Source organism: Dactylosporangium sp. NPDC005555 (assembly GCF_040605635.1).
Classification (GTDB): domain Bacteria; phylum Actinomycetota; class Actinomycetes; order Mycobacteriales; family Micromonosporaceae; genus Dactylosporangium.
The window spans coordinates 20,590-46,487 of the sequence record NZ_JBEXDG010000027.1; the positions used below are offsets into that span (position 1 = coordinate 20,590).

A 25,898-nucleotide genomic window follows, 5' to 3' on the forward strand; every position below is an offset into this window, starting at 1 on the left:
ATGGACCCACTGGTCGACCGGTTGGACCGCATCCGCGGCACGGTGGCGCCGCGCAACCACAACGCGCGCACCATCGCGGCCCTCACCAGCAACCCGGGGTGCGGCCGCCGTGGACTGATGGACGCCGCCGGGGTCAACAAGGGCGCCGTCGCCGGGCAGCTCGGCTTCCCCGCCGGCTTCGGCCAGTCCAGGTTCGCGATCGCCCGCGGCAACGCGTTCGAGGCGCAGGTCAAGGCCGACGGCGCCGCCGAGCTGCTGCAGCTGCTGCGCGAGCGGCTCGGCCTGGCGATCCCCGAGGTGGCCTACGACGACCTGTCCAACGTCGGCGGCAACGCCAGCCGCGAGGTCCGCTACGCCCGCACGAAGGCGCTGCTCGCCCGCGCCGCGTCGGACCGTGAGGACGCCGGGACGCTGTTCGACCATCCGATGCTGCGCCTGGAGATCGCCGGGTACTACGCGTACCTGGAGCCGGACCTCATCGCGTTCCGGGCCGGCGGCAAGTTCCACGTCGTGGAGATCAAGTCGTTCGCGGTCATCGACGGGCAGGCCGACCCGGGCAAGACGGCGGCCGCCGCGACCCAGTCCGCGGTGTACGTCATGGCCATGCGCGAGCTGCTCGCCGAGCTCGGCCACCCGCCGGAGACGGTGTCGCACAACGTGGTGCTCGTGTGCCCGGAGAACTTCGCGAACCGGCCCACCGCGACCCTCGTCGACGTGCGCAAGCAGCTGACGGTCCTGCGCCGGCAGCTGTCCCGGCTCACCCGCCTGGAGGCGATCCTCGACGCGCTGCCGGCCGCGCTGTCCTTCGACCTGGCGTACGACACCGACCAGCAGCCGACCCGCCCGGCCGACGAGCTGCGCAAGGCGGTCAGCACGATCGACGCCCGGTACAGCCCGGACTGTCTCGGCACGTGCGAGATGGCGTTCTTCTGCCGTGACGAGTCGGCCGGCTCGACGTCCGCGCTGGGTCGTTCGGTCCGGGACGACCTCGGCGGTGTGGAGAGCATCGGCACCGTCCTCGGCCTGGCGCGGGGGACACTGACGCCGGGCGCCGGCCAGGAGGAGATCGCGGGCCTGCTGCGCTTCGCGCACAAGCTGCGCACCGAGTGCCTCGACGGTATCGGCTGACCAGTGAGTGAGCGGAGCGGGCGGGCCATGTCGCGGTGTGCGGTGCCTCGTGGTGCCGGGGTGCGGAGCGAGCCGGCCGTGAGTGAGCGGAGCGGGCGGGCCATGTCGCGGTGTGCGGTGCCTCGCGGTGCCGGGGTGCGGAGCGAGCCGGCCGTGAGTGAGCGGAGCGAGCGAGCCATGTCGCGGTGTGCGGTGCCTCGCGGTGCCGGGGAGCGAAGCGAGCCGGCGCCGTGAGCATTCTGACCGCGCTGGCGCGGGCGGAGGCGGTCGAGTCGGGGAAGGCGCAGCCCCTCACCACGGTCCGGCACACGCACATCGCCGGGCAGCCCTTGGTGCTGGTGCCGCTGAGCCTCGCCGGTGAGGCCGCCGCGCCCCTCGCCGCGATCGTCGGCACCGACCCGGCGCAGCCGCGGCTGCTCGTGGTCGCCAACCCGCGCGACCGCACCCAGCGCTTCGACTTCGTCGCCGAGCTCGCCCGTGTCGTGCTGTCCTACGTGGACGGTTGCGCCCGCGGCGTCGACTCCGGCGCGTCCGGCACCAAGCTGCGCTACGCCGAGGCGCCGCAGGTCATCGTGCCCAACCGGGGCGGGATCGAGTTCGTGCGGCTGCTCGGCCGGTCCACCCGGTTCCGCCGGCCGTTCGGCCCGTACCCGGTGCACCGGACCGTGCCGATCCTCGGGCAGTGGTTCACGTTCCTGCGGGAACGCGCCGACCACCCGGGCTCCGCGATGCTCCTCGCCATGACCGAGGTCCTCGGCAACCACTGGGCCACCGGGCAGAGCGGCCTGGAGGACGCCAACCTCGCCGCGCTGCTCGGCTGGATCGACCCGCCCGACGGCCTCGACGGCGCCGCGGCCGCCGCGCTCGCCGAGGACCCGCTGCGTTCCCCGCCGGCCGGGCCGAGCACCGACCCGACGTTCGACAACGAGATCCTCGCCCCGGCCCTCGCGGCGGTCGCCCGCTCCGACACCGACGACTTCGCCCGTGAGCGGGCCCTCGCCGCGCTCACCGCCGCCGTCGCCGACCAGATGCGGCCCACCTGGGACCTCACCTGGCAGGCCGTCCGGCTCCTGCGCGGCCGTCCCGCCGGGGCCTCCGTGGAGACCCGCTGGACCATGGATCGCGACGTGTTCACGATGTACCACATGGCCCTCGCCGACGGGACCGCGCTGCCGCAGCCGAGGCGGGACAGCGCGGTGGCCGCCGCCGGGCGCCTCGACCGGCTGGAGCGTGAGCAGGCCCGCTTCGACGCGCAGCGCGCCCTCGACGACCCGCTGGTCATGGCCGAGTTCCGGCTGTCGGGGGAGGCGTTCACCGGCACGGTCGTCGCCGCGTCCCCGAACCGGGTCGACACGTCCGGGAAGAAGGCGGCGCTGCGCCCGCACATCACGGTGCAGACGGACGACCCGGTGCGCCTCGAACCCGGCGCGCATCTGGTGTCCCCGGCGCGCCTCGCCCAGCAGGCCATGGTCGTGTCGGTGTCCAGCGTCGACGTCGTCCTGGAGCTGTCCAAGGGCATGGGCCGCTCCACGAGGCAGCCCGCGCCGGGCACCGTCCCGGAGGTGGGAGAGCGCGTCACGTACGGCCCGGTCACCGACGCCTACCAGCCGCCGGGCCGCTTCCCGAGCCGGGACGACACGCCGTGGACGCACGGCGGCCCACCGCCGGTCGTCGAGTACGGCGGCGGCGAGAACGACGCCGTGGAGGACTGGTCATGACCGGCCAGCGGAGCGGCTCGGGCCGGTCATCAGGGGGTCAGGTTGTGGTCAGGCGCCCGGAACGGAGTGAGGACGCATGACCGGCCAGCGGAGCGGCTCGGGCCGGTCATCAGGGGGTCAGGTTGTGGTCAGGCGCCCGGAACGGAGTGAGGACGCATGACCGTCATCGAGGAGATCCTCAGCGACTTCGGGTCCGCCGCCGGACGGGGCGTCGTCGTCGACTCCCCGCCCGGGGCCGGGAAGTCCACGCTGGTGGTGCGCGCCGCTCGTACACTCGCCGAAGCCGGGGAACGGTTGATGGTGGTCGCCCAGACCAACGAGCAGGTCGACGACCTCATCGACCGGCTGGCCACGGCCGCGCCGACGCTCGCCATCGGCAGGCTGTCCGCGTCGACCTACGTGCCGGCCCAGCGCGTCGTCAGGCACGGCACCGTCACCGTCAGCGGCGCGGTCAGCGACATGAACGCCAGCGCCGTCACCATCGGCACCGCCGCCAAGTGGGCCACCGTCACCGACGGCAGCTGGGAACGTGCGATCGTCGACGAGGCGTACCAGATGCGCTCCGACATGCTGCTGCGCGTCGCGGGCCGCTTCTCCCGCGCCCTCTTCGTCGGCGACCCCGGCCAGCTCGACCCCTTCTCGGTCGTCGCCGTGGAACGCTGGGCGGGCCTGTCCTGGGACCCGATGCAGAGCGCCGTCGCCGTCCTCCTGCGGCACAACCCCGACCTGCCCGTCCACCGCCTGCCCGTGTCGTGGCGCCTGCCCCCGTCGGCCGCGTCGGTGGTGTCCTCGGCGTTCTACCCCTTCACCCCCTTCGAGGCGGGCACGAAACCTTCCGACCGCCGCCTGGAGTTCTCCGCCCACGCGCTCGGCGGCGGCCCCCGCCACGACACGGACCTCGACGCGACCCTGGAAACCGCCCGCCGCACCGGCTGGGCGCTGCACGAGCTCCCCGCCCGGCACACGGTGCGCACCGACCGTGAGGCGGTGGCGGCGATCGCAGCGCTGGTGACCCGGCTGCTGCAGCGTGGGCCGGTCGCCTACTCCGAGCACGCCCCGGACGGCCGCCCCGTCACCGTCGACCGGATCGCCGTCGGCGCCGCCCACCGCGACCAGGTCGCCGCCATCCGCCAGGCCATGGCCGGCACCGCCGCCGGCGACGTCACGGTCGACACGGCGAACCGCCTGCAGGGCCGCGAGTACGACGTGACCGTCATCCTCCACCCGCTGTCCGGCCGCCGCGACGCCAGCGCCTTCCACCTGGAGGCGGGCCGCTTGTGCGTCCTGGCCTCCAGGCACCGGCACTCGTGCATCGTGGTCGCCAGGGCCGGCATCGCCGAGCTCCTCGACACCCACCCCTCCGCCGAACCGGTCCACCTCAACGTCCCGGTCCGCTTCCCGGACGGCTGGGAAGCCAACCAGGCAATGCTCGCCCACCTCTCCCCCTGACCGCCCGCGCGCCCCTTTCCGTGATCCGGAAGAGGTGTTGTCGCCCTGGCGACCAGAAGTCTTCCGGATCACCGGGATGGCGGCGCACAGCCACCGGGATGCCACGCGCATGCGTGGAGGCTGCCGCGCCGAGCCGGCAGTGCGGCGCGGAGCGGCGCATTGGGGGTCCGGGGTGAGAATCCCCCGGCGGGACCCACCGCGAAGCGGTGGGGCAGCGAGCCATCGCCGAAGGCGACCGGCGGGTGACAGTGGTTAGTTAAGCGAAGCTCAGACGAGAGACAGTGCGTTTGGCTTCGTACATGGCGGTGTCGGCGCGGTGCAGGACGTGCTGGGGTTCTTCGCCCGGGGTGAAGCGGGTGCCGCCGACGCTGGCGCGGGCGGCGATCGTCGTGCCGCCGCGGACCGCGATCGGCTCCGTGAACGCGACCCTGATCCGCTCCGCCAGGTCCGGTACGCCGCCCGCGCCCAGGGCGCCGTGGGTGAGCACGACGAACTCGTCGCCGCCGAGGCGGGCCACGAGGTCGCCGGTGCGGACGCAGGCGCCGAGGCGGCCAGCGACGGCGGTGAGCAGTTCGTCGCCGGCGGCGTGGCCGAGGGTGTCGTTGACGGTCTTGAAGCCGTCGAGGTCGATGAACAGCACGGCGCCCTCGCCGGCGGACAGGGCGGTGTCGAGCGCGGCCATGAAGGCGCGGCGGTTGGCCAGGCCGGTGAGCGCGTCGACGTGCGCCAGGCGCCACGTCTCTTCGAGCAGCTCGCAGGTGCGCAGGGCGGTCGCGGCCTGGTCGGCGACGCCCGCCATCCGGTTGATGATCTCGCGGGCCCGGGTGGTGCCCTGCGCGGTGTCGTACGCGGCGACCAGGATGCCGAACGGGTGGTCCGGCAGCGCTATGTCCACGATGATCATCATGTCGTGGCCGAAGGCGTCGAGCATCGCGAGGATGAACGGCTCCGTGGTGGTGCGGTCGTACACGCGCGGCTGGCCGGAGTTGGCGCGGAAGCGGGCGAAGAGGTCGGTGTCCTCCGGGGAGACCGTGAGGTTCTGCGCCTTGCGCAGCCGGCTGTCGCTGGCTCCCGAGTTGGCGACCATGCGCAGCTTGCCCTGTTGATGCAGCAGCACCGTGGCCGAATCCGCGCCCATGACCGACCGCACGGCCTCGGCGGTCACCTCGGCCACCTCGGTCGCGGTCCGGGCCAGGGTCAGTTTGCGGGCCAGCGCGAGCAGGCTCTCCGCGGTCCGCTGCCGCTCCGCGGCGGTTTCGAGGGCCGACAGCGCGTCGAGTGCGACGGCGGCGAGGTTCGCGTAGGCGTCGAGCATCCGCCGCTCGGCGTCGAAGAAGTCCTCGCAGAAGGCGACGAGATAGCCGTAGTACCGGTTGGGTGAGGCGATGTCGGCGACGAGCGTGCCGGCGAAGCTGGTCGGCGGCGCGTCGGTGAGCACCGCGATCTCCGCCTCGGTGAGCCCGTAGCCGTGCACCCGGCGGGGCTGGTCCGGCGCGGGGGAGGCGACGAGCAGGAAGGCCTGGGCGTTGACCGCGTACCCGGCCCGGTCGGCGACGACGGCGAGGGCCCGCTCGGGCCGCTCGGCGGCGACGAGCTCGGCGACGGTGCGCTGCAGCAGCTCCATCCGCCCGGCGAGGATGTCGTCGGAGCTGTCGTCGGCGGCCCGTCGCCGGCCCGGCCACAGCCACGACAGCAGCCGCCGCTGCCGCCAGCGGACGGTGTAGACGCACGCCTCGGCGCCCTCGACCTGGCAGACGTCGTGGGTGACGGTGGCGGCCGGCAGCCCGAAGAGTGCCGGCAGCTGGGTCAGCAGCCCGCGGGTGTAGTCGCAGTCGAAGCGGCTCGGCTGGTAGCCCGCGCGCAGCCGGTACCGCACCCGCGCCGTCCCGTGGCCGGTGGACAGCGTGGACATGTCGGCGGTGGCGTTGAACTTGGCGCTGGTGGTCGCGATGAGCCGGATCAGCTGGGTCGGCCCGCCGAGCAGCAGCAGGCCGAGCCGCAGCGGCGTGTTCACGGAGTACGACAGGATGCTCTGCCCGACGTGCAGCCCGACGGACTCGTCGCCGAGCGTCTGCGCGGCGGCCGCGAACACGTTGATCTTCGTTTCGAAGGACCACCAGCGGCGGGGGTCGTCGTACGCCTCGGCCGGCTCGTGTTCGCCGGCGAGGTTGAGCATGTGCGTGACCGCGCTGTCACCGCCCCTGGCACGCACATATCGCACAATGGCGCGCAGGGTGACACCGGCCGTCTCGCGGATCTGTTCCTGCGGCTGTTTCATGGCGCCTCCGGTGCTCGACATCGGCGCGGTGCGGGTCCTGCTGAGATGTTCGGGCCATTGACGGGGTAAGACTGCTCACATGAGTGGTGAGGCGGAGCGGGGAGAGCCGGAAGAACGGGAAGAGCCGCTGGTCGTGGTCGACGGCGCGAACGTCGTCGGCTCCGTGCCCGACGGCTGGTGGCGGGACCGGCGCGGGGCCGCGACCCGGCTGCGGGACGCGCTCGCCGCACGGGCCGCCGCGACGCTGCCCGTGCGGCTGCTCGGTGCGGTCACCCTGGTGGTGGAGGGCGCCGCCCGTGGCGTGCCGCCGGTCGCGGGTGTGCACGTCGAGGACGCCCCGCGATCCGGTGACGACCACATCGTCGCGCTCGTCGCCGACAATGTCGGCCGCCGGCCGGTTGTCGTGGTCACATCCGACCGGGAGCTCCGCGAACGGGTGCGCGAGCTCGGTGCGAGTATTGTCAGCACCGGCGAGTTGCGCGCGTCGATCCCATATGATGGGCGATGAGATTCTATCTAGTGGATAGGATTTGTTGGCAACATGTGCGCACCTCGGCATGGGTCAAGTGTCCCTCAAGACCCACTGCGTCCCACCATGCGGGAAGAGATTGACCCGTCGCCGTACGGTGACAAAGCTGGACTCGTAGACGTGTCGTGAATGGCCGGTGAATGTCGGCCGAAAACATCAGACAAATTGTCATCGATCAATTCTGTGCGGCAGGTTACAGCTCTGTCGCACGGCGTGACGATGCTGGTAAGGTCGGTCCCATGTGCCATGAGGTACACGTTGACCCGGCGTGGGTCTCACGACGTGCACACCATTTCGACGGCCTTTGTCGAGCGACTGATCGTTGATTCGGCGTCATTGCAAAGGCTTTTCGAGAGGAAATGAAAATGGCCATTTCGGTCATCGGCGCTCCCGAGGTTGCGCCATCGGTGGTCACCATCACCGTGCACATCACCCTCAACGGTGACGAGCTCCCACCGGAGGCGTCCCGCCTGATCAGCGACCTTGAGGCGCTCGCCGCCAGCCAGGCCAAGCAGCAGATCCAGCAGCCGATCCAGCCGTCGATCCAGCGGGGGTCGCAGACCCCGGCACCCCTGCAGCGCGCGGCCGCCCCGGCGCACACGCTGCAGCACGGGCCGTCCCAGCACACCGGGCGCAACCTGCGCCTGGTCGAGACCACCGACACCGGCGCCGGCCCGGCGGCCGACACCACCCGGGTCAAGCGCATCGGCGCGGCCGCCCCGGACTCCCCGTCGCTGTATCTGTGCACCGGGTCCCGGCTCGTCCTGCGCGACGGCGCGCCCGTGCCGCTGACCCGCCGGGAATATGACCTGTTCCTGTTCCTGTGCGAGCACCCGCGCCGGGTGTTCAGCCGGGCGCAGCTGCTGCGCCAGGTCTGGGGCTATGACATGGTCGGCACCGAGCGGACCGTCGACGTCCACGTGCGGCGCCTGCGGGTCAAGCTCGGTGAGGCGGCACGGATCATCGCCACGGTCCGCGGCGTCGGCTATCGTCTCGACGATGACGCCGCCGTCCAGGTTGTCGTTCGCGAGGACTGATCCCCGGATCCCCGCCCCGCTGCTGAGCACCGCCGCGGGGATCCTGCTGCTGGTCGACCTGCTCCGGGTCTGGCTCCCGTCGATCATCACGATCTTCGGGCAGGCCGCCTCGACGCCGGCCGAGCTCATGGGCGCCTTCGCGCTGCTGTGGTTCGTCCTGCCGTTCGCGGTGGTGCCGCTCGCCGCCCGGTGGGACGCGCGCAAGGTCGCGTTCGCCGGGGCCGCCGGGCTCGCCGCCGCCCGCTTCGCGCTGCTGTTCGTCCATGGTGGACAGCCGCAGCTCTACGTCGCCTCCGCCGGCCTGCTCGCCGGCCTGTCCTGGCTCGCGGCGACGGCCGTGCGGGGCGGCCCCGCGTCGACCGGCGTCCCCCTCGGCCTCGCCGCCGCGGCGCTCCAGCACGCCGCGTTGCGCACGGTCGACCTGACCTGGCAGTCGCGGTGGTGGGCCGCGCCGGTCGTCGCCGTCGAGTGTCTGCTGCTGCTGGTGTACCAGTGGCGCACGGCACCCGGACGGACCTCGGCGGCGGCGTGGTTCCTGGTCGGCCCGGCGACCCTGCTCGCGGGCATGTTCGCCGTCTCCCCGGCGGTCGCGACCGTCGCGCTGTCCTACCGCTTCGAGCCCGTCGCGACGACCGCCCCGCCCGCGGCGCCGGAGCTGCTGCTCGGCCTGGCCGTCGCCGGGTTCCTCGCCGGGGCCACCGGCCGGCTCTCCGGCCGCTTCGACCGGATCGTCGCCGCGGTGCTGATCGTGGCCGCGGCGGCCGGGTTCGGCCTGTTCGGCGCCGGCGGGCTGCTCCTCGCGCTGCTGCTCGGCTGCGGCGCCCTCGGCCGGGCCTTCCGCGCCGCCGGGGCCGACGCGCCGCCGGAGGCCGACGCCGGCCGGGGTGCCCGGTCCGGGTACGCCGCCGTCGCCGGGATGGTCGTGTTCGCGATCGCCGCCATCGCCTACTACTCGGCGTACGACCTCGGCTACCCGAACCAGTGGGTGCCGGTCGCGGTCTCGCTCGCCCCGGCGTGGGTCCTGCTGCGGTCCGGCACCGGCGCGCCCGCGACCGGACTCACCTGGCGCTCAGGGCTCGCGACGCTCGCGGTGTGCCTCCTGGTGCCGCTGCTCGGGGTCACGACCACGCCGGCGGTCGCGGCGCACGACGCGCCCGACCGGGGGCTCCGCCTCGTCGCGTACAACATCCGCATGGGCTTCGGGCTCGACGGCACCTACCAGCCGCGCGCCGCGGCCCGCGCGATCGCGGCGGCCGACCCCGACGTCGTGGTCCTGTCCGAAGTGGACCGGGCCTGGCTGCTCAACGGCGGCCACGACGACCTGCGGGTCCTCGCCGCCGAGCTCGGGATGCGGTCCTGGTTCGCCCCCGCCGCCGACGCCGTCTGGGGCGACGCGGTGCTGACGAACCTGCCCGTCGGCGCGGTCGAGACGGTCGCGCTGTCCGCCGTCGGCGCGCCGACCGGCGCCCAGGCCCTGGGTGTCGTCGTGCGGTTCGGTGGGCGGGAGATCGCGGTCGTGTCCACGCACATCCAGCCGCCGCCGGACGCCGAGCCCCTGGTCCAGGTGGGGGAGATCGCGGCGTTCGCGACCCGGTTCGGCGCGGGCCGGCCGACGTTCATCGCCGGTGACCTCAACATCGAGCCGGGTGACGCGTCGATGCGGGCGTTCGCCGGCGCCGGGTACGCCGACGGGTTCGCGGCGTTCCGCCCGGTCCGCACGTTCCCCGCCGACGCGCCCGTCAAGCAGATCGACCACGTCCTGGTCAGAGGCCTCACCTGCGCCGATGTCAGCGTCGGTACCGCAGTCACGTCGGACCATGCGTTGGTCGTCACAACATTGCGGTGATTGAGCGGCCCCTCGGGTGGGCAACCTGACGCTCAGAGAGAAAGGGGCAGCGATGAGCGTCACACATGCGAACGGGAGCAAGACCGGCGGCTGGGCAACCGACACGGCCACCGATACTCGCGAGGACCTTGGCGACAAGGTCGGCACGATGTCCGCCAAGACCAAGCAGCGCGCGGCCGAACTGGCCGAGCAGGGCAAGGACGTGGCACGTCGTCGGCCCGTCCCGCTGGTGACCGCCGCCGCGGCCGGAGTCGCCACCGTGATCGTCGCGGTGGTCACGGTCGTGCGGAGCCGCCGGAAGCCGACGCCGCGTCAGCGGGCCGTCAACGCCTGGCGGAGCACCAGCAAGAGCGTGAGGAAACGGGTCAAGCGGTAACCTCCTCTCCCACAGCTGCGCCCCGTACCGGTCCTCCGGTGCGGGGCGCAGCTTCATTGCGCGGCCATCCGGTATGCCGCCAGCTGGGTGGCCTGGGCGACGACCCGGTCCTGCGAGTCCCAGATCTCGCAGACCTGGTCGACGAGGTGCTCCGTCAGCAGCCGCGCCCGCTGGCGGACCCGCAGCGGACCGGGGGAGGGCACCGCCCGGACGTACACGGTGAGTTCGAGGGTCGGCGTCCAGCCGTTGCCGCCGAGGGTGAACGTGGCGGGCGGGAACGCGTCCGCGGCGAACAGCAGCGACACCGGATCCCAGCCGGCGCCGTCCGGCAGCCGCAGCCAGCCGCGCAGCTCACCGGGCGGGTCACCGACCGCCTGCCAGTCGATGCGTTGCTCGAACTGGTCCAACATGTCGATCCGCAGATCCGTGCCGGGCGCCTTCGACGGCGTCGGCAGCAGGTCCTGCTCGGCGGCGACCGGCGGGGCGGCGGCGTCGACCCAGCGCGGATCGCCCGCCGCGTCGAGCACGCCGAGCGTGAACAGCGCCTCGACACACGTGCGGTCCTTCTGACTCAGCCGCGCCCGCACCTGGCTCGCGGACCGGCCGGTGCGCAGCACCTCGACGGCGATCGAAACCGGCCCGGCGTCCGGCGGCGACAGGTAGACGGCGCTCGCCGACAGCGGATCCGGGTGTGTGCCGGCCGCCTCGACCGCCGCCCGGGCGAGGATCGCCAGGAGATAGCCGCCGTTGGGCTTCCCGCCGACGGTCCACAGTGGATCGAGCTCGGCCTCGAAGCCGTCGCCGATCTGCCGGACCCGCGTCGCCTCGCTGAACGCTGCCACGCCTGCCTCCTTCTGGTTGGATGAGGCGCATGGCGCGCACGCGGCTCTACCGCAACGGTGACCTGGTGGCCGAGGACTTCCCGCTCGACGATATCTCGGAGCACCTGCGAGCCGCTGACACAGTCGTGTGGCTGGATCTCGAGTCGCCGACGCCGCGGCAGTACGAGCAGGTGCAGGAGGAGTTCGGGCTGCACCAGCTGGCGATCGAGGACGCGTCGTCGCCCAGGGAGCGGCCGAAGCTCGGGCACTACCGGGGGCACCTGTTCCTCAGCGCGTACCAGGCCGGGTTCGACGGCCACGCCGGCGCTCTCGCCGTGCACCCGGTCGCGGCGTTCATCACGTCCCGCGCGCTGATCACCGTCCACGACGACGGGTTCGACATCGACGCCGTCGTCAAACGCTGGGACGACACCGCCGAGCTGGCGGCGCACGGCGTCGCGTACCTGGTGCACGGAATGCTCGACGTCATCGTCGACGGGCACTTCGACGCGGTGCAGGAGCTCGACGACGCCCTGGAGGCCCTCGAGGACCAGCTGTTCGAGGAGACCCCCATGGCGGTGCGGGCGGTGCAGCAGCGCAGCTTCCGGCTCCGCCGCAGCCTGAGCCACCTGCGCAAGATCGTGCTGCCGATGCGCGAGGTGGTCAACGGCCTGATCCGGGCCAAGATCGTGGACGAGGAGACCGCCCCGTACTACCAGGACCTGTACGACCACGTGCTGCGGGTCACCGAGTGGACGGAGAGCCTGCGCGACTTCGTCGCCACGATCCTCGAGTCGAACCTCGCGGTGCAGGGCAACCGGATGAACAACATCATGAAGAAGGTCACCAGCTGGGCGGCCATCATCGCGGTTCCCACCGCTGTTACGGGTTACTACGGGCAGAATCTGCCGTTTCCCGGATTCGAGCACCGTTCGGGCTTCGTGGTCTCCGCCGTGCTGATCGTGGCGCTGTCCGTGACGTTGTACCTCACCTTCAAACGCAAGGACTGGCTATGAGTGAGAACTTCGATGTCGTCGTGCTCGGCGCGGGCCCCGGCGGCTACACCGCGGCGGTGCGCGCCGCGCAGCTCGGCCTGCGCACCGCGATCGTCGAGGACAGGTACTGGGGCGGCGTCTGCCTCAACGTCGGCTGCATCCCGAGCAAGGCCCTGCTGCGCAACGCCGAGCTGGCGCACATCTTCACGGCCGAGGCGAAGACGTTCGGCATCCAGGGGTCGGTGACCTTCGACTACGGCGCCGCGTTCCAGCGCAGCCGGAAGGTGGCGGACGGCCGGGTCAAGGGCGTGCACTACCTCATGAAGAAGAACGAGATCCGGCAGTACAACGGCCGCGGCGTCTTCCTGGACGACCACACGCTGCGGGTCGGTGACGACACGGTCACGTTCGCCAACGCGATCATCGCCACCGGTGCCACCACCAAGCTGCTGCCCGGCACCTCGCTGTCCGACAAGGTCGTCACGTACGAGGAGCAGATCCTCGCCGAGGAGCTGCCGTCGTCGATCATCATCGCCGGTGCCGGCGCGATCGGGGTCGAGTTCGCCTACGTCCTGCACAACTACGGCGTCAAGGTCACGATCGTCGAGTTCCTCGACCGGATGGTCCCCCTGGAGGACGCCGAGGTGTCCGCCGAGCTGGCGAAGCGGTACAAGCCCCTCGGCATCACCGTGCTGACCTCGACCCGCGTCGAGTCCGTCGACGAGACCCCGGACGGTGTGCGGGTCTCCGTGTCCTCCGGTGGCGCGTCGAAGGTCCTGGAGGCGGACAAGCTCCTCCAGGCGATCGGCTTCCAGCCGCGGGTGGAGGGCTACGGCCTGGAGCGGACCGGGGTGGCGCTCACCGAGCGGGGCGCGATCGCCGTCGACGGGCGGCTGCGCACCAACGTGCCGCACATCTACGCGATCGGCGACGTCACCGCGAAGCTGATGCTCGCCCACGCCGCCGAGTCGATGGGCATCATCGCCGCGGAGACCATCGCCGGCGCCGAGACGATGGAGCTGGACTACGTGATGATCCCGCGCGCCACGTACTGCCAGCCGCAGATCGCCAGCTTCGGCTGGACCGAGGCGCAGGCCCGCGAGCAGGGCTTCGACGTGAAGGTCGTCAAGTTCCCGTACACGGCCAACGGCAAGGCGCACGGCCTCGGCGACGCCACCGGCTTCGTGAAGATCATCAGCGACGGCAGGTACGGCGAACTGCTCGGCGCGCACCTGATCGGGCCCGAGGTCACGGAGCTGCTGCCCGAGCTGACCCTGGCCCAGCAGTGGGACCTCACGGTGCACGAGGTCGCCCGCAACGTCCACGCCCACCCGACCCTCGGCGAGGCGGTGAAGGAGGCCATCCACGGCCTGGCCGGACACATGATCAACATGTAGTCGCTGTTTCCGGCTCCCCGGACCGCGCCCGCGGTTCCCGTGGGGGGTTCCCACCCCACACCCCCCCATGGTCCGCCGCGCGGCCAGCGCATTCCTAGTTTCCGGGACCGGCGGGACGGCGACAGGCCCGCCGGCGCCGGGGGTCGGTACCCTTCCAGGTATGCGGCAGGAGTGGCACCACTTCACATACCCCGGTCCCGAGATCTCGCGCGTCGCCGTCGCCGGCAACTCCGAGGACGACGAGGAGTTCGGGCTCGACCACTGGCGCACCCTGCCCCGGGCGCAGACCCCGCCGTGGCCCGACCAGCAGGCGGTCGACGAGGTCGGTCAGCTGCTGTCGTCGGTGCCGCCGATCGTCGCGCCCTACGAGGTCGACCAGCTGCGCGAGCGGCTCGCCCTCGTCGCCGACGGCAAGGCGTTCATGCTGCAGGGCGGCGACTGCGCCGAGACGTTCGCCGACAACACCGAGGCGCACGTCCTGGCCAACGCGCGCACCCTGCTGCAGATGGCCGTCGTGCTCACCTATGGCGCGTCCCTGCCCGTCATCAAGCTCGGCCGCGTGGCCGGCCAGTTCACCAAGCCACGCTCCGCCGCCCTCGACTCGCTCGGCCTTCCGGCGTACCGCGGCGACATGATCAACTCGCTGGACCAGGACCCTCAGGCGCGCATCGCGGACCCGCAGCGGATGGTCCGGGCGTATGCCAACTCGTCCAGCGCGATGAACATGCTCCGCGCATACCTCGGCGGCGGCATGGGCGACCTGCACGCCGTCCACGACTGGAACAAGGGCTTCGTCGTCACCTCGCCGGCCGGTCAGCGCTACGAGGCGATCGCCCGCGAGATCGACCGCGCCCTGCGCTTCATGCAGGCCTGCGGCGTCAACGACGACGAGGCGCTGCGCACCGTCACCCTGTACTGCTCCCACGAGGCCCTCGCCCTGGAATACGAGCGGCCCCTGGCCCGCATCGCCGGCGGCCGTCCGTATGGGCTGTCCGGGCACTTCCTGTGGATCGGCGAGCGCACCCGCCAGATCGACGGCGCCCACGTCGACTTCATGTCGCGCATCGCCAACCCGATCGGCGTCAAGCTCGGCCCCACCACCGCGCCCGAGCAGGCCCTCGAGCTCTTCGAGAAGCTCAACCCCGACAACATCCCGGGCCGGCTCACGTTCGTCGCCCGCATGGGCAGCAACAAGGTCCGCGACGCGCTCCCGCCGATCGTGGAGAAGGTCACCGCCGCCGGCTGCCGCGTCGTCTGGCAGTGCGACCCCATGCACGGGAACACGCACGAGTCCTCCAACGGATACAAGACCCGGCACTTCGACCGGATCGTCGACGAGGTCCTCGGCTACTTCGAGGTCCACCGCGAGCTGGAGACCCACCCCGGCGGCCTGCACGTCGAGCTCACCGGCGAGGACGTCACCGAATGCCTCGGCGGCGCCCAGGCGATCGTCGACGAGGACCTCCCCGGCCGCTACGAGACCGCCTGTGACCCGCGGCTCAACACGCAGCAGTCCCTCGAACTGGCGTTCCTCGTCGCGGAGATGCTGCGTGGCTGACGGTTCCACCGGCGCGGCGGCGGACCCGCGGTCCGCGTCAGGGGCGGCGGACCCGCAGACCGCGCCTGGGGTGGCGGGCCCACAGACCGCGTCAGGGGTGGCGGGCCCGCGGTCCGTGACTTCGGTGGCGGACATGCGATCCGACACCGTCACCCGCCCGACGCCGGCCATGCGTGCCGCCATGGCCGAGGCGCCGGTCGGCGACGACGTGTTCGACGAGGATCCCACGCTGCACGAGCTGCAGTCCTACGCGGCCTCGCTGTTCGGCCACGAGGCCGCCCTGTTCACGCCGTCGGGCTGCATGGCCAACCAGATCGCCGTGCAGCTCGTCGTCCCGCGCGCCGAGGAACTCCTCTGCGACGCCGACGCCCACGTCGTCACCTACGAGATGGGCGCGGCCGCGGCGTACGGCGGCATCTCCACCCGCACGTGGCCCGCCGTCGGCGGCGCCCTGGATCCGGCGACCGTCGCCTCGATGATCCGCCAGCCGGGCGGCTACACCGTCCCCACCAGGGCGATCGCCGTCGAGCAGACCCACAACCGCGACGGCGGCACCATCATCCCGCTGTCCTCCCTGCAGGCGCTGCGCGCCGTCTGCGACGACAACGGCCTGCTCCTGCACTGCGACGGCGCCCGCATCTGGCACGCCCACGTCGCCACCGGCGTCCCGCTGCTCGAATACGGCCGGCTCTTCGACACCATGTCCGTCTGCCTGTCCAAGGGCCTCGGCGCGCCCGTCGGCTCCCTGGTCATCGGCTCCGCGGCCCGCATCGCCGAGGCCCGCCTCATCCGCAAACGCCTCGGCGGCGGCATGCGCCAGGCCGGCATCCTGGCCGCCGCCGGCCTGTACGCCCTCCGCCACCACATCGACCGCCTCGCCGACGACCACGCCAAGGCCCGCCACCTCGCCTCAGCCCTCGCCCCGACCGGCGTCACCGACCCGTCCCGCGTCGAGACCAACCTCGTCATGCTGGACCTGCGCAACGCCCCGCTCGACGCGGCCCAGCTGACCGCCGCCGCCCGCGACCAGGGCGTCCTGGTCTCCCCGTTCGGCCCGCGCACCGTCCGCCTGACCACCCACCTCGACCTCACCGACGACGCCGTCACCACCGCCGCCGCCGTCCTCACCAAACTCCTGACCTGACATTCCGGGGATCGCCGTCCCCTGTTCGGCCACCCCGCCCCCACACGTGCGGCGGCCCGACAGCCGGCGGACTCGGCCGCGGTCACAGCGGTCCACCCGGTCGGCCTCAGCGTGCGGCCGTCCCGGCGTAGCGGGTCCCTGCGCTGGCCGTGTTGCGTCGTTTCGTCGCTCGGTCCGCCGTGGTTCGCCGGCGGCGTACGGCGGTCTCGGCGTAGCCGTCCTGGGCTGGCGGTGGTCCGCGTGTCGGCTCGGTCCGCCAGGCGGCTCGGTCTGCTGCGGCGTGTGGCGGCTTCGGCGTTGGGGTTCCTGAGTTGGCTGTGTTTCGTCGTTTCGTCGCTCGGTCCGCCATGGGTCGCCGGGGTCGCCGGGGTAGGCCGTGATCCGTTGCTCAGCCAGCCCCGGTTCGCGCAGTCCGGCCGGGTCAGTCGACCAGATTTGCGCGGCCGGCCACTGCGTACGGCGGTCTCGGCGTGGCCGTCACCGAGCCGGCGGTGATCCGCTGATCAGCCCCGTCATGGTCCGCCCTCGCTCGGCTGTCGCCGCGCCGTCGGGCCGGGTGCGCGAGAACCAGCCGAACACCCACCACGCCGGCCGGCGGTGCGCCCTCGCAGCCGACCCGCATCCAATCCCCGCCATACCCGGAACGCTACCGCCCCGGTACGACACTTTCCGCGGTCGACCGGGCGGCGCGGAGGAGGGCGATGTCGGCGGCGTGGTCGGCGGAGAGGTCGCCGCTCGGGGTCTCCACGATCAGCGGTACGCCCGCGGCCGCGGGGTGGCCGACGAGCTCCGCGAACGCCGCCGCGCCGATGGTGCCCTTGCCGAGGGATTCGTGGCGGTCGCGGGTCGAGCCGCAGGTGTCCTTCGAGTCGTTGGCGTGGATCAGGCGCAGACGGTCCGGGCCCACGGCGCGGATCAGGGCGTCGAGGGTCGACGTCATGCCGCCCGGGGCCGCGAGGTCGTGGCCGGCCGCCCAGGCGTGGCAGGTGTCGAAGCAGACGCCGAGCTGCGGGTGGTGGTCGACGGCGGCGAGATACGCCTCCAGGTGCTCGACCCGGGACGCCAGCGAGCGGCCGCCGCCGGCGCTCGGTTCCACCAGCAGGGGCGGCCAACCCGAGGTCGCGGCCCGGTCGAGGAGGGGCCGGAGCACGGTTCGTACCACATCCAGGGCCTTCTCGGCATGGGCGGCGTCGACGGCCGATCCGGCGTGGAACACCACTCCTTGCGCCCCGATCGCCTTGCCGCGGCGCAGGGCGTGCTCGAGGGTGGCGACCGAGCGCTCGACGGTGGCCTCGGTCGGGGAGCCGAGGTTGACCAGCAGCGCGGCATGAACGAAGGCGGAAACTCCGAGCGAGCCGCAGCCGGCGAGGAACGCGGCGTCCTGACCTGGATCGCCCTCGGTGAGGGCCCAGCCGCGCGGGTTGGACACGTAGACCTGCACGGCGGTCGCGTCCGTCTGCCCGACGTAGCGCAGCGACGCCTTGGCCAGACCACCGGCGGCGGGCGCGTGCCCGCCCACCGGTGTCGAGCCGAGCACTAGAAGTACGCCAGCAGGCGGACCCGTGTGCCGGGCGGAACCTGGGTGCCGGGCGCCGGGTCCATCTGGCGGACGGTGCCGAAGCCCTGCACGTCGACGCCGAGCCCCATCGCCTCCAGGGCCTGCCGGGCCTGGTCGAGCTGCATACCGCGGACCTCCGGCAGCGTGACGAGCGCCGGGCCCTTCGAGATCTGCAGGTCGATGACCATGCCGTCGGTGACGCTGTTGCCGTCGCCGATGCTCTGCGAGACGACCTGGTCCTTCGGCTTGTCGCTGTCGACGGCCTCGATCTTGCCGACGGTGATCTTCACCTTGGTGAGGGACTGCTTGGCCTCTTCGACGTTCTTGCCGATGACGAGCGGGACCTTGACCGGGTTGGGGCCCTTGCTGACGAAGACCTTGATCGTCTGGCCGGGCTTGACCTCGGTGCCGATCTTCGGGTCGGTCTCCACGACGTACCCGGCCGGGACGGCGTCGTCGTACTTCTCACCCTTGGCCGCCTGCAGGCCGGTGGCCTGGATGTCGACGAGGGCGAGGTCGTACTCCTTGCCGGCGATGTCGGGGACCTTGTGGATCTCGGGGCCGAGCGACAGCGTCAGCGTGATCGTGCCGCCGTCCAGGATCCGCGCGTGCGCGGCCGGGTCCTGGGCGAGGACCTTGTCCTTCGCGATCTTCGTGTCGAACTTCGGCGGTCCGAACTTCACCTTGAACCCGGCGGCCTTCGCCTGCTGGCCGGCCATGTCGCTGGTCATCGTGGTCAGGTCCGGCGCGTCGGTGTAGCGGCCGACGCCGATCCAGTACCCACCGATGGCCACCAGCAGGCCCAGCGTCAGCATCGAGGCGATCACCGCGAGGCGGGTCCGCGGGTTGGCGTTGATCTGCGCGAGCAGCTCCGCGACCTTCGCGGCGGGACCGACCGGCTCCGGCTGGGCCCTGCGCCGGCGGGCCGGTGGCTGCGCGGGGCCGGGGCTGGGCAGCTTCGCCCACGACGGCCGGGCCGGCTCGACCGACATCGACCCGGTGCGGTACACGTTCTGCGGCACCGACTCGATCTGCGGCACGATCACCGTCGGCTGCGCCAGGGGGCGGGAGCGGGTGGCGAGCTCCACGCCGATGTCATCGCGGGCTGCCTGCACCTCGGCGAGCATCGCGCCGGCGTCGGTCGGCCGGGCGTTGGGGTCGCGCCGGGTCGCCCTGATCACCAGGTCGTCGACGGCCGGCGGGAGTCCCGGTGTGTACCGCGAAGGGAACGGCACGTCCCGGTCGACGTGCTGCCACGCGACCTCGACCGGCCGGTCCGCTTCATACGGCACCCGGCCGGTGAGCATCTCGAACAGCACGATGCCGGCGGAATACACGTCGGTGCGCGGGTCGGCGTGCCCGTCGGTGACGAGCTCCGGCGCGACGTAGGCGACCGTGGCCATCAGGTGCGACCCGGTCTCGTCGGCGCTGGCCTCGACCGCGCGCGCGAGCCCGAAGTCGGCGACCTTGACCACGCCGTCGATGATGTTGTGCGTGTCGCCGGGGGCCTCCGCGACGAGCACGTTCTCCGGCTTGACGTCGCGGTGCACGAGCCCGGCGCGGTGCGCGGCCGCGATCGCGGCGAGCATCTGCTCCATGATCGCGAGGGCTTCCTGCGGCTGCAGGCGGCGGCGCTCGGCGAGCATCTCGCGCAGCGTGCGGCCCCGCACGAACTCCATGACCAGATACGGCAGCCCTTGGTGCGTGCCCTGGTCGTACACGGCGACGACATTCGGATGGGTGAGCCGCGCGATCGTCTTCGCCTCGTCGGTGAACCGGTTGACGAAGTGCGGATCGCGCGACTGGCCAGGGTGAATGATCTTGAGGGCGACGGTGCGCTCGAGCCGCTCGTCGAGCGCGGTGTAGACCGTCGCCATGCCGCCTTTGGCGACACGGGTGCGAACGCGGTAGCGCCCGTCTACAAGCGCACCGAGTAGGGGATCGGCGACCGTGGTATCCATTGGCTGCGAGTGTACGGCTGGTGAACCCGATTCCTCAGCGTCCTGCCATACCATCATTGGTTTGTCCCCGTTTCGGGGTTTTTGAGACCGTACTGGTCGGCGATGGACCGGACGCGGAGGGTGACGGACTGGGTGAAACGGTCGGACTGGGGCTCGCCGAGGGGGTCGGCGTGCTCTCCGGGCGGTTCGTGGTGGGCACCACGGCGGGCGGCGGGCCGACCGGCATCGCCAGGACCGGCGGCGCCGCGGACCTGCGGACCTGCGGCCGGGCCGCGGTCGGCGCGGTCGTCGGTCCCGCGGTGCTCGTGGTGTCCGACGCGGCCGCCGCCGGCTCCGCCGCCGCGGCGACCGGCGCGGGTGGGGGCGGCATGCGCAGCGCGGTCAGGCCGCCCGCGACGGCGAGGTACGTGCCCGCCGCCCCACCGGCGACGAGCAGCGCGACGCCGCTGGTCGCCGCGACCCGGCGCGGCCGGCGGGGACCCGGCCCGGCCCGGTGCCGGGCCGGGCTCACGAACTCGGTGGTCTCCTCGGTCAGCAGCTGCGCCAGCTTGCGCCGGCTCACCTGGCGGTAGACGTCGTAGCACGCGGAACGCCAGGCACCGGTGACCTCGCGGTGGACCTTGAGCCAGAGCCCCACAGCCGTTCCCCTCCGTCAGCCGTCGCATCAGCGACATGGCACTGTGTTCCCTGTGACCGAACAACCTGTGGGCCCCACCGAGTGGCTGACCATGCCGGACGTCGCCGAACGCCTCGGCATCCCGGTGAACCGGGTGCACCAGCTCGTCCGGGAGCGCAAGTTCCTCGCCGTCCGCCAGGACGGCGTGCTGCGCGTACCGGCCGACTTCATCAGCGACGACGGTGTGGTGAAGCACCTGCCCGGCGTCCTCACGGTGTTGCACGACGCTGGGTACAACGACGATGACGCCCTGCGGTGGCTGTACACGCCCGACGACACCCTGCCGGGCACCCCCGCCGAGGCGCTGCGCGGCAACCGGGCGACCGAGGTCAAGCGCCGCGCGCAGGCTCTGGGCTTCTGAGTTGCTCCGGCACTGCACGTACCTGCTGGTGCTCGCCGGCTGCCTTTTCGGTGCGCTCTGGTTGGAGCCGCTGCTGAAGGTCGGCGTGCTCCGGCAGGCACGGCGGCTCGTCCTGACCATCACCCCGGTCGCGGCCGTGTTCGTGGTCTGGGACCTGCTGGCGATCCGCGCCGGGCACTGGACGTTCGACCCCGCGCAGATGACCGGCGTGGTCCTCCCCGGCGGCCTGCCGCTGGAAGAGGTGCTGTTCTTCCTCGTCGTGCCCGTCTGCGCGATCCTCGGCTTCGAGGCGACCCGCCAGACGCTGCTGCGCCTCGCCGCCCGGCGCCGGGCATGACCTACACCACGGCGGCCGTCGCCGGGGTCGTCGCCGCCGTCCTCATCGACGTCTTCGTGATCCGCGGCCGGGTCGTGCTCGGGCGCGTGTTCTGGGCCACCTACCCGATCATCTTCGGCTTCCAGCTGCTGTCCAACGGCATCCTCACCGGCCGGGGCGTGGTCCTGTACAACCCGTCCGACATTCTCGGGCTGCGGCTCGTGTACGCCCCGGTCGAGGATCTCCTGTTCGGCTTCGCGCTGATCGTGGTGACGCTGTCACTGTGGGTCAGACTGTCCGCTGCGTCGCCGCCTGGGCCAGACCCGTCAGGACCTCCCGCGCCTCCGCCGTGATCTGCGCGCCGTCGAGCGCGTGCATCGCCTCCTCGGTCAGGTCGGCGATCCTGCGTTCCGTACGGTCGAGGGCGCCGCTGCCGACGATGACCTCCCGCAACCGGGCGACCCCCTCGGCGTCGAGGTCCGGGTCGCCGAGGTCGTGCATCCGGGCTTTCTCCAGTGTCGCCGCGACCAGGTACGTGCGCTTGCCCTCGCGCAGGTCGTCGCCGGCGGGCTTGCCCGTCACCTCGGGGTCGCCGAACACGCCGAGCACGTCGTCGCGCAGCTGGAACGCCTCGCCGAGCGGCAGCCCGTACCCCTCATAGGCCTTGTTCAGCTCCGCCGGCGCCCCGGCGATCGCGGCGCCGAGCAGCAGCGGCTTCTCGATCGTGTACTTCGCCGACTTGAACCGCGCCACCAGACTCGCCCGCGCGGTCGACGTGTCCCCGGTCGCCTGCGTCTGCACGTCGAGGTACTGCCCGATGGTCACCTCGGTCCGCATGTCGTCGAACACCGGCCGCGCCCTGGCCAAGGTCCGTGGATCAAGCCCGCTCGCGTGCAGCAGCTCGTCGGACCACACGAGGCACAGGTCCCCGAGCAGGATCGCCGAGGCGGTGCCGAACCCTGCCGCGTCCCCGCGCCAGCCTTGCTCGGCATGCAGCTTCGCGAACCGCCGGTGCACGGCCGGCTCCCCGCGCCGCGTCTCCGACCCGTCCATCACGTCGTCGTGGATCAGGGCGCTCGCCTGGACCAGTTCCAGCGCGGCGACCGCGGCCACCACCGCGTCGTCATCCACCCCGCCGGCGCCGCGATATCCCCAGTACGCGAACGCGGGCCGCAGCCGTTTGCCGCCCTGCAGCACGAACGCCTCGATCGCGTCGGCGACCGGGGCCAATGCCTCCAGCTCGATCTCTGCGAGCCTGCTCCGCCGGCGCCGCAGGAAGTCGTCGAGTGCCTGCCGGACCCGCGTGCGAAGCTCGGCCCGGTCGAGGAAGGGGTGCGTCACGGCAGAGACGCTAGCCCGAAACCACGCCGCCCGCCGCTCCGGTCCCGCCTCCCGTCCACCGTCCCGCCCCCCTGTTCCCCCATCCGGCCGACACAACCCGACCTGCGACAACGCACCGCACCCGCCCCCTCGCCCACCGTCACCGGCGCCACCCTCGGTCGACCCTGCTGGTCGCTGCCGCTCGAGCTCCTCGACGAGCTCGACGAGCTCGGCGGGGTGGCGCGGCCGGGCCGGCCCCGGCCGGTCAGCTGGCGACCCTTCCCCTCAGCTGGCCACCCTTCCCCGCAGCCGCTCCGAGCCGACCGCAGCCGAAGACGCGGAGGCCACCGCGATCGTGGACACGGGTGCCATGAGCGGGACGGTGGATGCCTGGCCCGGTGGTGCCGGGGCGGCGCCCGGCAGGCAGGAAGCGGCGGACCCGGCCAGCTGGGAATACGCGATCAACGACGCGGGCAGCCTGCCTGCTCCCACGGCGGCGTGCAGGGCTGACTCGAGGCGGCGGAGCCGGCGCAGGACCCGGAACGAGCCCGAGTCGACGCACGCGAGCAGCGCCTCGGAGGCGGCGGCGCACGCGGCGTCGAGGTCGCCGGCGGTCAGGTGGGCACGGGCCATGGCGGCGGCGACGAGACCGGCGGCGCGGAACCGGACGGCCGGGGAACGTGCCGCGGCGGCGAGGTGGGGCAGTGCGGCGGCCGGGCGGCCCGCCGCGGTCAGGGACAGGCCGGTGAGGGCATGCACGTGGGCGTCGTCCAGCCAATACAGCCATGGCGGGTCGGACGCCCGCTCCCGGCGGCCGTGCGAGCGCTCCGCCGTGGCGAGTGCGGCGTCGCAGGTGCGCTGGTCGCCGGAGACGGCGGCGGCGAACGCGACCCGCAACGCGAGCGCCGTGCTGGTCGCCGGGTCGCACCGGGCCGCGACCCGCTCGGCGGCGAAGGCGGCGCGCAGCGCGGCCGGCCCGTCACCCCGCTCGGCGGCGGCCTGTGCGACACAACCGAGCAGGTGCCCGGCGAGCGCCCGGTCGCCGGCGGCGCCCGCTGCCCGCACGCCACCCCGCTGGACACCCTCCAGCGGGGCCCGGCCCGCGTCGATGGCGACCCAGGCGTGCAACTGGGCCAGTTCGGCGACCCGCCCCGGCGACCCGCGGCCCGTCCCGGCGTCGCGGATGGCGGACCGCAGGTCGGCGAGCACGAGCGCGACCAGCTCAGGCCCGGCGACGAGGTCATCCATGCGGCGCAGCTCGGCGACCCGCACGCCCGGGCCTTCGCCGCCCGGGGGAGCGCCGCCGGATGGTGTGACGCGGGCCGGCGCGGGCCGGGTCGTCGCCGTGCCGGTCGTCGTGGTGCGGGTCATGGTCGGCTCCCTCCGCCGCCGGGTCCGCGCCGCGGCGCGCTCCAGTTCGTCGAGCGGGGTGTCGAGCACGAGCGCGAGCCAGCCCAGCCAGACCTGGCTCGGGATGCGCTCCTCCCGCTCCCACCGGGACACCTCGTGGCGGGTCAGCGTCGGCTGCCCCGACGCCGCGCACAGCAGCCCGGCCAGCCGCACCTGCGACTTGCCCTGCGCCTGGCGCACGCGGGTCAGCAGCGCGCCGAGCGACTCGGTCGGATCGATCGTCTGAGACATGGGTCACGACCTCCTGGAACCAGCGACCCCCGTCCGCTCGCGGTCCAGCAGGACGACCCGGCGCGCCGCGGGCTTCGCGATGCCCTCGAACGTCGAACCGTCCAACCTCTTTCTACCCCAGGGGTACGACACGATTCAGCGGTGCGGTGGCGGTGGCGGTGGCACTACAGTCGGTACCGTGGCATCTGGACTTCCTTCAGTGATGAGTGGCGGACCCGCGGCGATCGGTGACCTGATCGCGGCGCCGGCGCCGACGTTCTCCTTCGAGTTCTTCCCGCCGAAGACCCCGGAAGGCGAACGCCAGCTGTGGCAGGCGATCCGGGAGCTGGAGCCGCTCAGACCGTCGTTCGTCTCCATCACGTACGGTGCGGGCGGCACCACCCGGGACACCACCGTCGCCGTGACGGAGCGGGTGGCGACGGAGACGACGCTGCTGCCGATGGCGCACCTGACCGCGGTCAACCACTCGGTCGCCGAGCTGCGCAACGTCATCGGCCAGCTCGCGGGCGCCGGCATCCGCAACTTCCTGCTCGTGCGCGGCGACCCGCCCGGCGACCCGATGGGCGAGTGGGTCCAGCACCCGGAAGGTGTGCTTTACGCGGAGGAGCTCGTCCGGCTCGTCCGCGAGTCGGGGGACTTCAGCATCGGCGTGGCCGCGTTCCCGTACAAGCATCCGAGGTCCGCCGACATCGAGTCCGACACGGTCAACTTCGTCCGCAAATGCCGGGCCGGCGCCGACTTCGCGATCACCCAGATGTTCTTCGACGCCGATGACTACCTGCGGCTGCGCGACCGGGTCGCGGCGGCCGGCTGCGACACCCCGGTCGTCGCCGGGGTCATGCCGGTCACGGCGATCGGCACGATCGCGCGCTCGCAGCAGCTGTCCGGCGCGCCGTTCCCGCCGGCGCTCGCCGCCCGGTTCGAGCGCGTCGCCGACGACCCGCAGGCGGTGCGGCGCCTCGGCATCGACCTGGCCAGCGAGATGTGCGAGCGGCTCCTCGACGAGGGCGTGCCCGGGATCCACTTCATCACGCTCAACCGGTCGACGGCGACCCGGGAGGTCTGGCAGCAGCTCGGTGTCGGCACGCGCGCCTGACGTCCGCGACTGGGACGGCTACGCCGAGCGCTGGGCGGCGGCGCACGGCGGCTATGACCCTCGGTCCGCGACACCGCTCGTGCGGGGCTGGCTGCGCATGTCGTACGAACTGGGCGCCGTCCTGGTCCGGACCGGGGTGCGCAGTCCGAACGCTGTGACCGTCCTTGGCCTGCTGTTCTCCATCGCCGTGCCGCTCGCGGTGGCGGGCGGCCGCGGCTGGGCGTTCGCCGGGGCGGTCCTGGTGCTGCTGTCAGCGGTCGCGGACACCGTCGACGGCGTCCTGGCCGTGGTCACCGGCAGGGCGAGCCGCCTCGGCCAGGTCTACGACTCCGCCGCCGACCGCGTCGCCGAGGCCTGCTGGCTCGTGGCGCTGGTCCTCCTCGGCGGCCCCGCCTGGCTCGCCGTGGCCTGCGGCGGCGTGATGTGGCTGCACGAGTACGTCCGTGCCCGGGCCACCGTCGCCGGCATGTCCGACATCGGCACCGTCACCGTCGCGGAACGCCCGACCCGAGTCCTCGTCACGATCTTCGGCCTCCTCGCGATCGCCGCCGTCGCGGGCCACTGGCAGGACGCCACGGTCCTCGCCGTGCTCATCGCCATGGCCGCCCTGACCGCCGCCGGATTCGCCCAGCTCATCGCCGGCGTCCGCCGCGCCCTGTCCTGAACAGCGCCGACACCGGCCGCCGCCGACAC

General features: G+C 72.7%; 23 protein-coding genes. 17 read left to right on the forward strand and 6 right to left on the reverse strand.

Features of this window, described 5'->3' with window-relative positions; translation table 11 throughout:
• The 3 genes from ABZS58_RS27845 (at window position 1) to ABZS58_RS27855 (ending at window position 4,295) form a co-directional block, all read left to right on the forward strand.
• Window positions 1-1,128 carry a hypothetical protein gene (locus ABZS58_RS27845; RefSeq protein WP_354786162.1) on the forward strand — a complete coding sequence of 376 codons (1,128 nt, stop codon included), beginning with the start codon at window positions 1-3 and terminating at the stop codon, window positions 1,126-1,128.
• Between the two features lie 230 nt (window positions 1,129-1,358).
• Window positions 1,359-2,846, forward strand: coding sequence for a hypothetical protein (locus ABZS58_RS27850; protein WP_354786163.1), 1,488 nt, complete (start codon window positions 1,359-1,361; stop codon window positions 2,844-2,846).
• 156 nt (window positions 2,847-3,002) lie between these two features.
• The gene (locus ABZS58_RS27855; RefSeq protein WP_354786164.1) at window positions 3,003-4,295 is read left to right on the forward strand and encodes an AAA domain-containing protein; all 1,293 of its coding nucleotides are present in this window, start codon (window positions 3,003-3,005) and stop codon (window positions 4,293-4,295) included.
• A gap of 256 nt (window positions 4,296-4,551) precedes the next feature.
• Here ABZS58_RS27855 and ABZS58_RS27860 read toward each other — a convergent pair whose 3' ends face one another.
• Window positions 4,552-6,573, reverse strand: a complete 2,022-nt coding sequence (locus tag ABZS58_RS27860; protein WP_354786165.1) for a sensor domain-containing diguanylate cyclase — start codon at window positions 6,571-6,573, stop codon at window positions 4,552-4,554.
• Between the two features lie 79 nt (window positions 6,574-6,652).
• On the opposite strand from ABZS58_RS27860, the gene ABZS58_RS27865 reads away from it, so the two are divergent.
• The 4 genes from ABZS58_RS27865 to ABZS58_RS27880 all read left to right on the forward strand — a co-directional run bounded on the left by ABZS58_RS27865 (window position 6,653) and on the right by ABZS58_RS27880 (window position 10,361).
• Entirely contained in the window at window positions 6,653-7,081 is a 429-nt protein-coding gene (locus tag ABZS58_RS27865) for an NYN domain-containing protein (protein ID WP_354786166.1), read from the forward strand.
• A 386-nt stretch (window positions 7,082-7,467) separates the two neighbouring features.
• Complete coding sequence (locus tag ABZS58_RS27870; RefSeq protein WP_354786167.1) at window positions 7,468-8,139, forward strand: winged helix-turn-helix domain-containing protein; 672 nt, start codon at window positions 7,468-7,470, stop codon at window positions 8,137-8,139.
• On the forward strand, window positions 8,102-9,985 hold the full coding sequence (locus ABZS58_RS27875) for an endonuclease/exonuclease/phosphatase family protein (RefSeq protein ID WP_354786168.1): 1,884 nt from the start codon (window positions 8,102-8,104) through the stop codon (window positions 9,983-9,985). Before ABZS58_RS27870 ends, ABZS58_RS27875 begins: the two co-directional genes overlap by 38 nt.
• 16 nt (window positions 9,986-10,001) lie before the next feature.
• Window positions 10,002-10,361, forward strand: coding sequence for a hypothetical protein (locus ABZS58_RS27880; RefSeq protein ID WP_354786169.1), 360 nt, complete (start codon window positions 10,002-10,004; stop codon window positions 10,359-10,361).
• Between the two features lie 53 nt (window positions 10,362-10,414).
• On the opposite strand, the gene ABZS58_RS27885 is transcribed toward ABZS58_RS27880, so the two are convergent.
• A complete protein-coding gene (locus ABZS58_RS27885) occupies window positions 10,415-11,203 on the reverse strand; it encodes a thioesterase family protein (protein WP_354786170.1) in 789 nt (262 codons plus the stop codon).
• A gap of 29 nt (window positions 11,204-11,232) precedes the next feature.
• On the opposite strand from ABZS58_RS27885, the gene ABZS58_RS27890 reads away from it, so the two are divergent.
• From ABZS58_RS27890 to ABZS58_RS27905, 4 genes are all read left to right on the forward strand, one after another.
• Window positions 11,233-12,198 (forward strand): magnesium transporter CorA family protein, encoded by a 966-nt coding sequence (locus ABZS58_RS27890; RefSeq protein WP_354786171.1) that lies wholly within the window; start codon window positions 11,233-11,235, stop codon window positions 12,196-12,198.
• Entirely contained in the window at window positions 12,195-13,574 is a 1,380-nt protein-coding gene (gene lpdA, locus ABZS58_RS27895; RefSeq protein WP_354786172.1) for a dihydrolipoyl dehydrogenase, read from the forward strand. Before ABZS58_RS27890 ends, lpdA begins: the two co-directional genes overlap by 4 nt.
• Window positions 13,575-13,734: 160 nt before the next feature.
• On the forward strand, window positions 13,735-15,132 hold the full coding sequence (locus ABZS58_RS27900) for a class II 3-deoxy-7-phosphoheptulonate synthase (RefSeq protein ID WP_354786173.1): 1,398 nt from the start codon (window positions 13,735-13,737) through the stop codon (window positions 15,130-15,132).
• A 124-nt stretch (window positions 15,133-15,256) separates the two neighbouring features.
• Window positions 15,257-16,276 (forward strand): GntG family PLP-dependent aldolase, encoded by a 1,020-nt coding sequence (locus tag ABZS58_RS27905; RefSeq protein WP_354786174.1) that lies wholly within the window; start codon window positions 15,257-15,259, stop codon window positions 16,274-16,276.
• Between the two features lie 646 nt (window positions 16,277-16,922).
• Here ABZS58_RS27905 and ABZS58_RS27910 read toward each other — a convergent pair.
• Together ABZS58_RS27910 and ABZS58_RS27915 are read right to left on the reverse strand one after the other, a co-directional pair.
• Entirely contained in the window at window positions 16,923-17,813 is an 891-nt protein-coding gene (locus ABZS58_RS27910) for a deoxyribonuclease IV (RefSeq protein ID WP_354786175.1), read from the reverse strand.
• Window positions 17,813-19,795 (reverse strand): PASTA domain-containing protein, encoded by a 1,983-nt coding sequence (locus ABZS58_RS27915; RefSeq protein WP_354786176.1) that lies wholly within the window; start codon window positions 19,793-19,795, stop codon window positions 17,813-17,815. The genes ABZS58_RS27910 and ABZS58_RS27915 overlap by 1 nt, the downstream gene beginning before the upstream one ends.
• Window positions 19,796-19,965: 170 nt before the next feature.
• Here ABZS58_RS27915 and ABZS58_RS27920 point away from each other — a divergent pair, with 170 nt between their 5' ends.
• The 4 genes from ABZS58_RS27920 (at window position 19,966) to ABZS58_RS27935 (ending at window position 21,501) form a co-directional block, all read left to right on the forward strand.
• Complete coding sequence (locus ABZS58_RS27920) at window positions 19,966-20,367, forward strand: hypothetical protein (protein WP_354786177.1); 402 nt, start codon at window positions 19,966-19,968, stop codon at window positions 20,365-20,367.
• 108 nt (window positions 20,368-20,475) lie between these two features.
• Window positions 20,476-20,832, forward strand: a complete 357-nt coding sequence (locus ABZS58_RS27925) for an Rv2175c family DNA-binding protein (protein ID WP_354786178.1) — start codon at window positions 20,476-20,478, stop codon at window positions 20,830-20,832.
• A gap of 1 nt (window position 20,833) precedes the next feature.
• Window positions 20,834-21,169 carry a lycopene cyclase domain-containing protein gene (locus tag ABZS58_RS27930; protein ID WP_354786179.1) on the forward strand — a complete coding sequence of 112 codons (336 nt, stop codon included), beginning with the start codon at window positions 20,834-20,836 and terminating at the stop codon, window positions 21,167-21,169.
• Entirely contained in the window at window positions 21,166-21,501 is a 336-nt protein-coding gene (locus ABZS58_RS27935; RefSeq protein WP_354786180.1) for a lycopene cyclase domain-containing protein, read from the forward strand. The genes ABZS58_RS27930 and ABZS58_RS27935 overlap by 4 nt, the downstream gene beginning before the upstream one ends.
• Here the strand turns inward: ABZS58_RS27935 and ABZS58_RS27940 are convergent.
• Window positions 21,437-22,489 carry a polyprenyl synthetase family protein gene (locus ABZS58_RS27940; protein ID WP_354786181.1) on the reverse strand — a complete coding sequence of 351 codons (1,053 nt, stop codon included), beginning with the start codon at window positions 22,487-22,489 and terminating at the stop codon, window positions 21,437-21,439. The genes ABZS58_RS27935 and ABZS58_RS27940 overlap by 65 nt on opposite strands.
• A 264-nt stretch (window positions 22,490-22,753) precedes the next feature.
• Window positions 22,754-24,109 (reverse strand): helix-turn-helix transcriptional regulator, encoded by a 1,356-nt coding sequence (locus ABZS58_RS27945; RefSeq protein ID WP_354786182.1) that lies wholly within the window; start codon window positions 24,107-24,109, stop codon window positions 22,754-22,756.
• A 178-nt stretch (window positions 24,110-24,287) separates the two neighbouring features.
• On the opposite strand from ABZS58_RS27945, the gene metF reads away from it, so the two are divergent.
• Window positions 24,288-25,205, forward strand: a complete 918-nt coding sequence (gene metF / locus ABZS58_RS27950; RefSeq protein ID WP_354786183.1) for a methylenetetrahydrofolate reductase [NAD(P)H] — start codon at window positions 24,288-24,290, stop codon at window positions 25,203-25,205.
• On the forward strand, window positions 25,186-25,869 hold the full coding sequence (locus ABZS58_RS27955; RefSeq protein WP_354786184.1) for a CDP-alcohol phosphatidyltransferase family protein: 684 nt from the start codon (window positions 25,186-25,188) through the stop codon (window positions 25,867-25,869). The genes metF and ABZS58_RS27955 overlap by 20 nt, the downstream gene beginning before the upstream one ends.
• The last annotated feature ends 29 nt before the right edge of the window (window positions 25,870-25,898 follow it).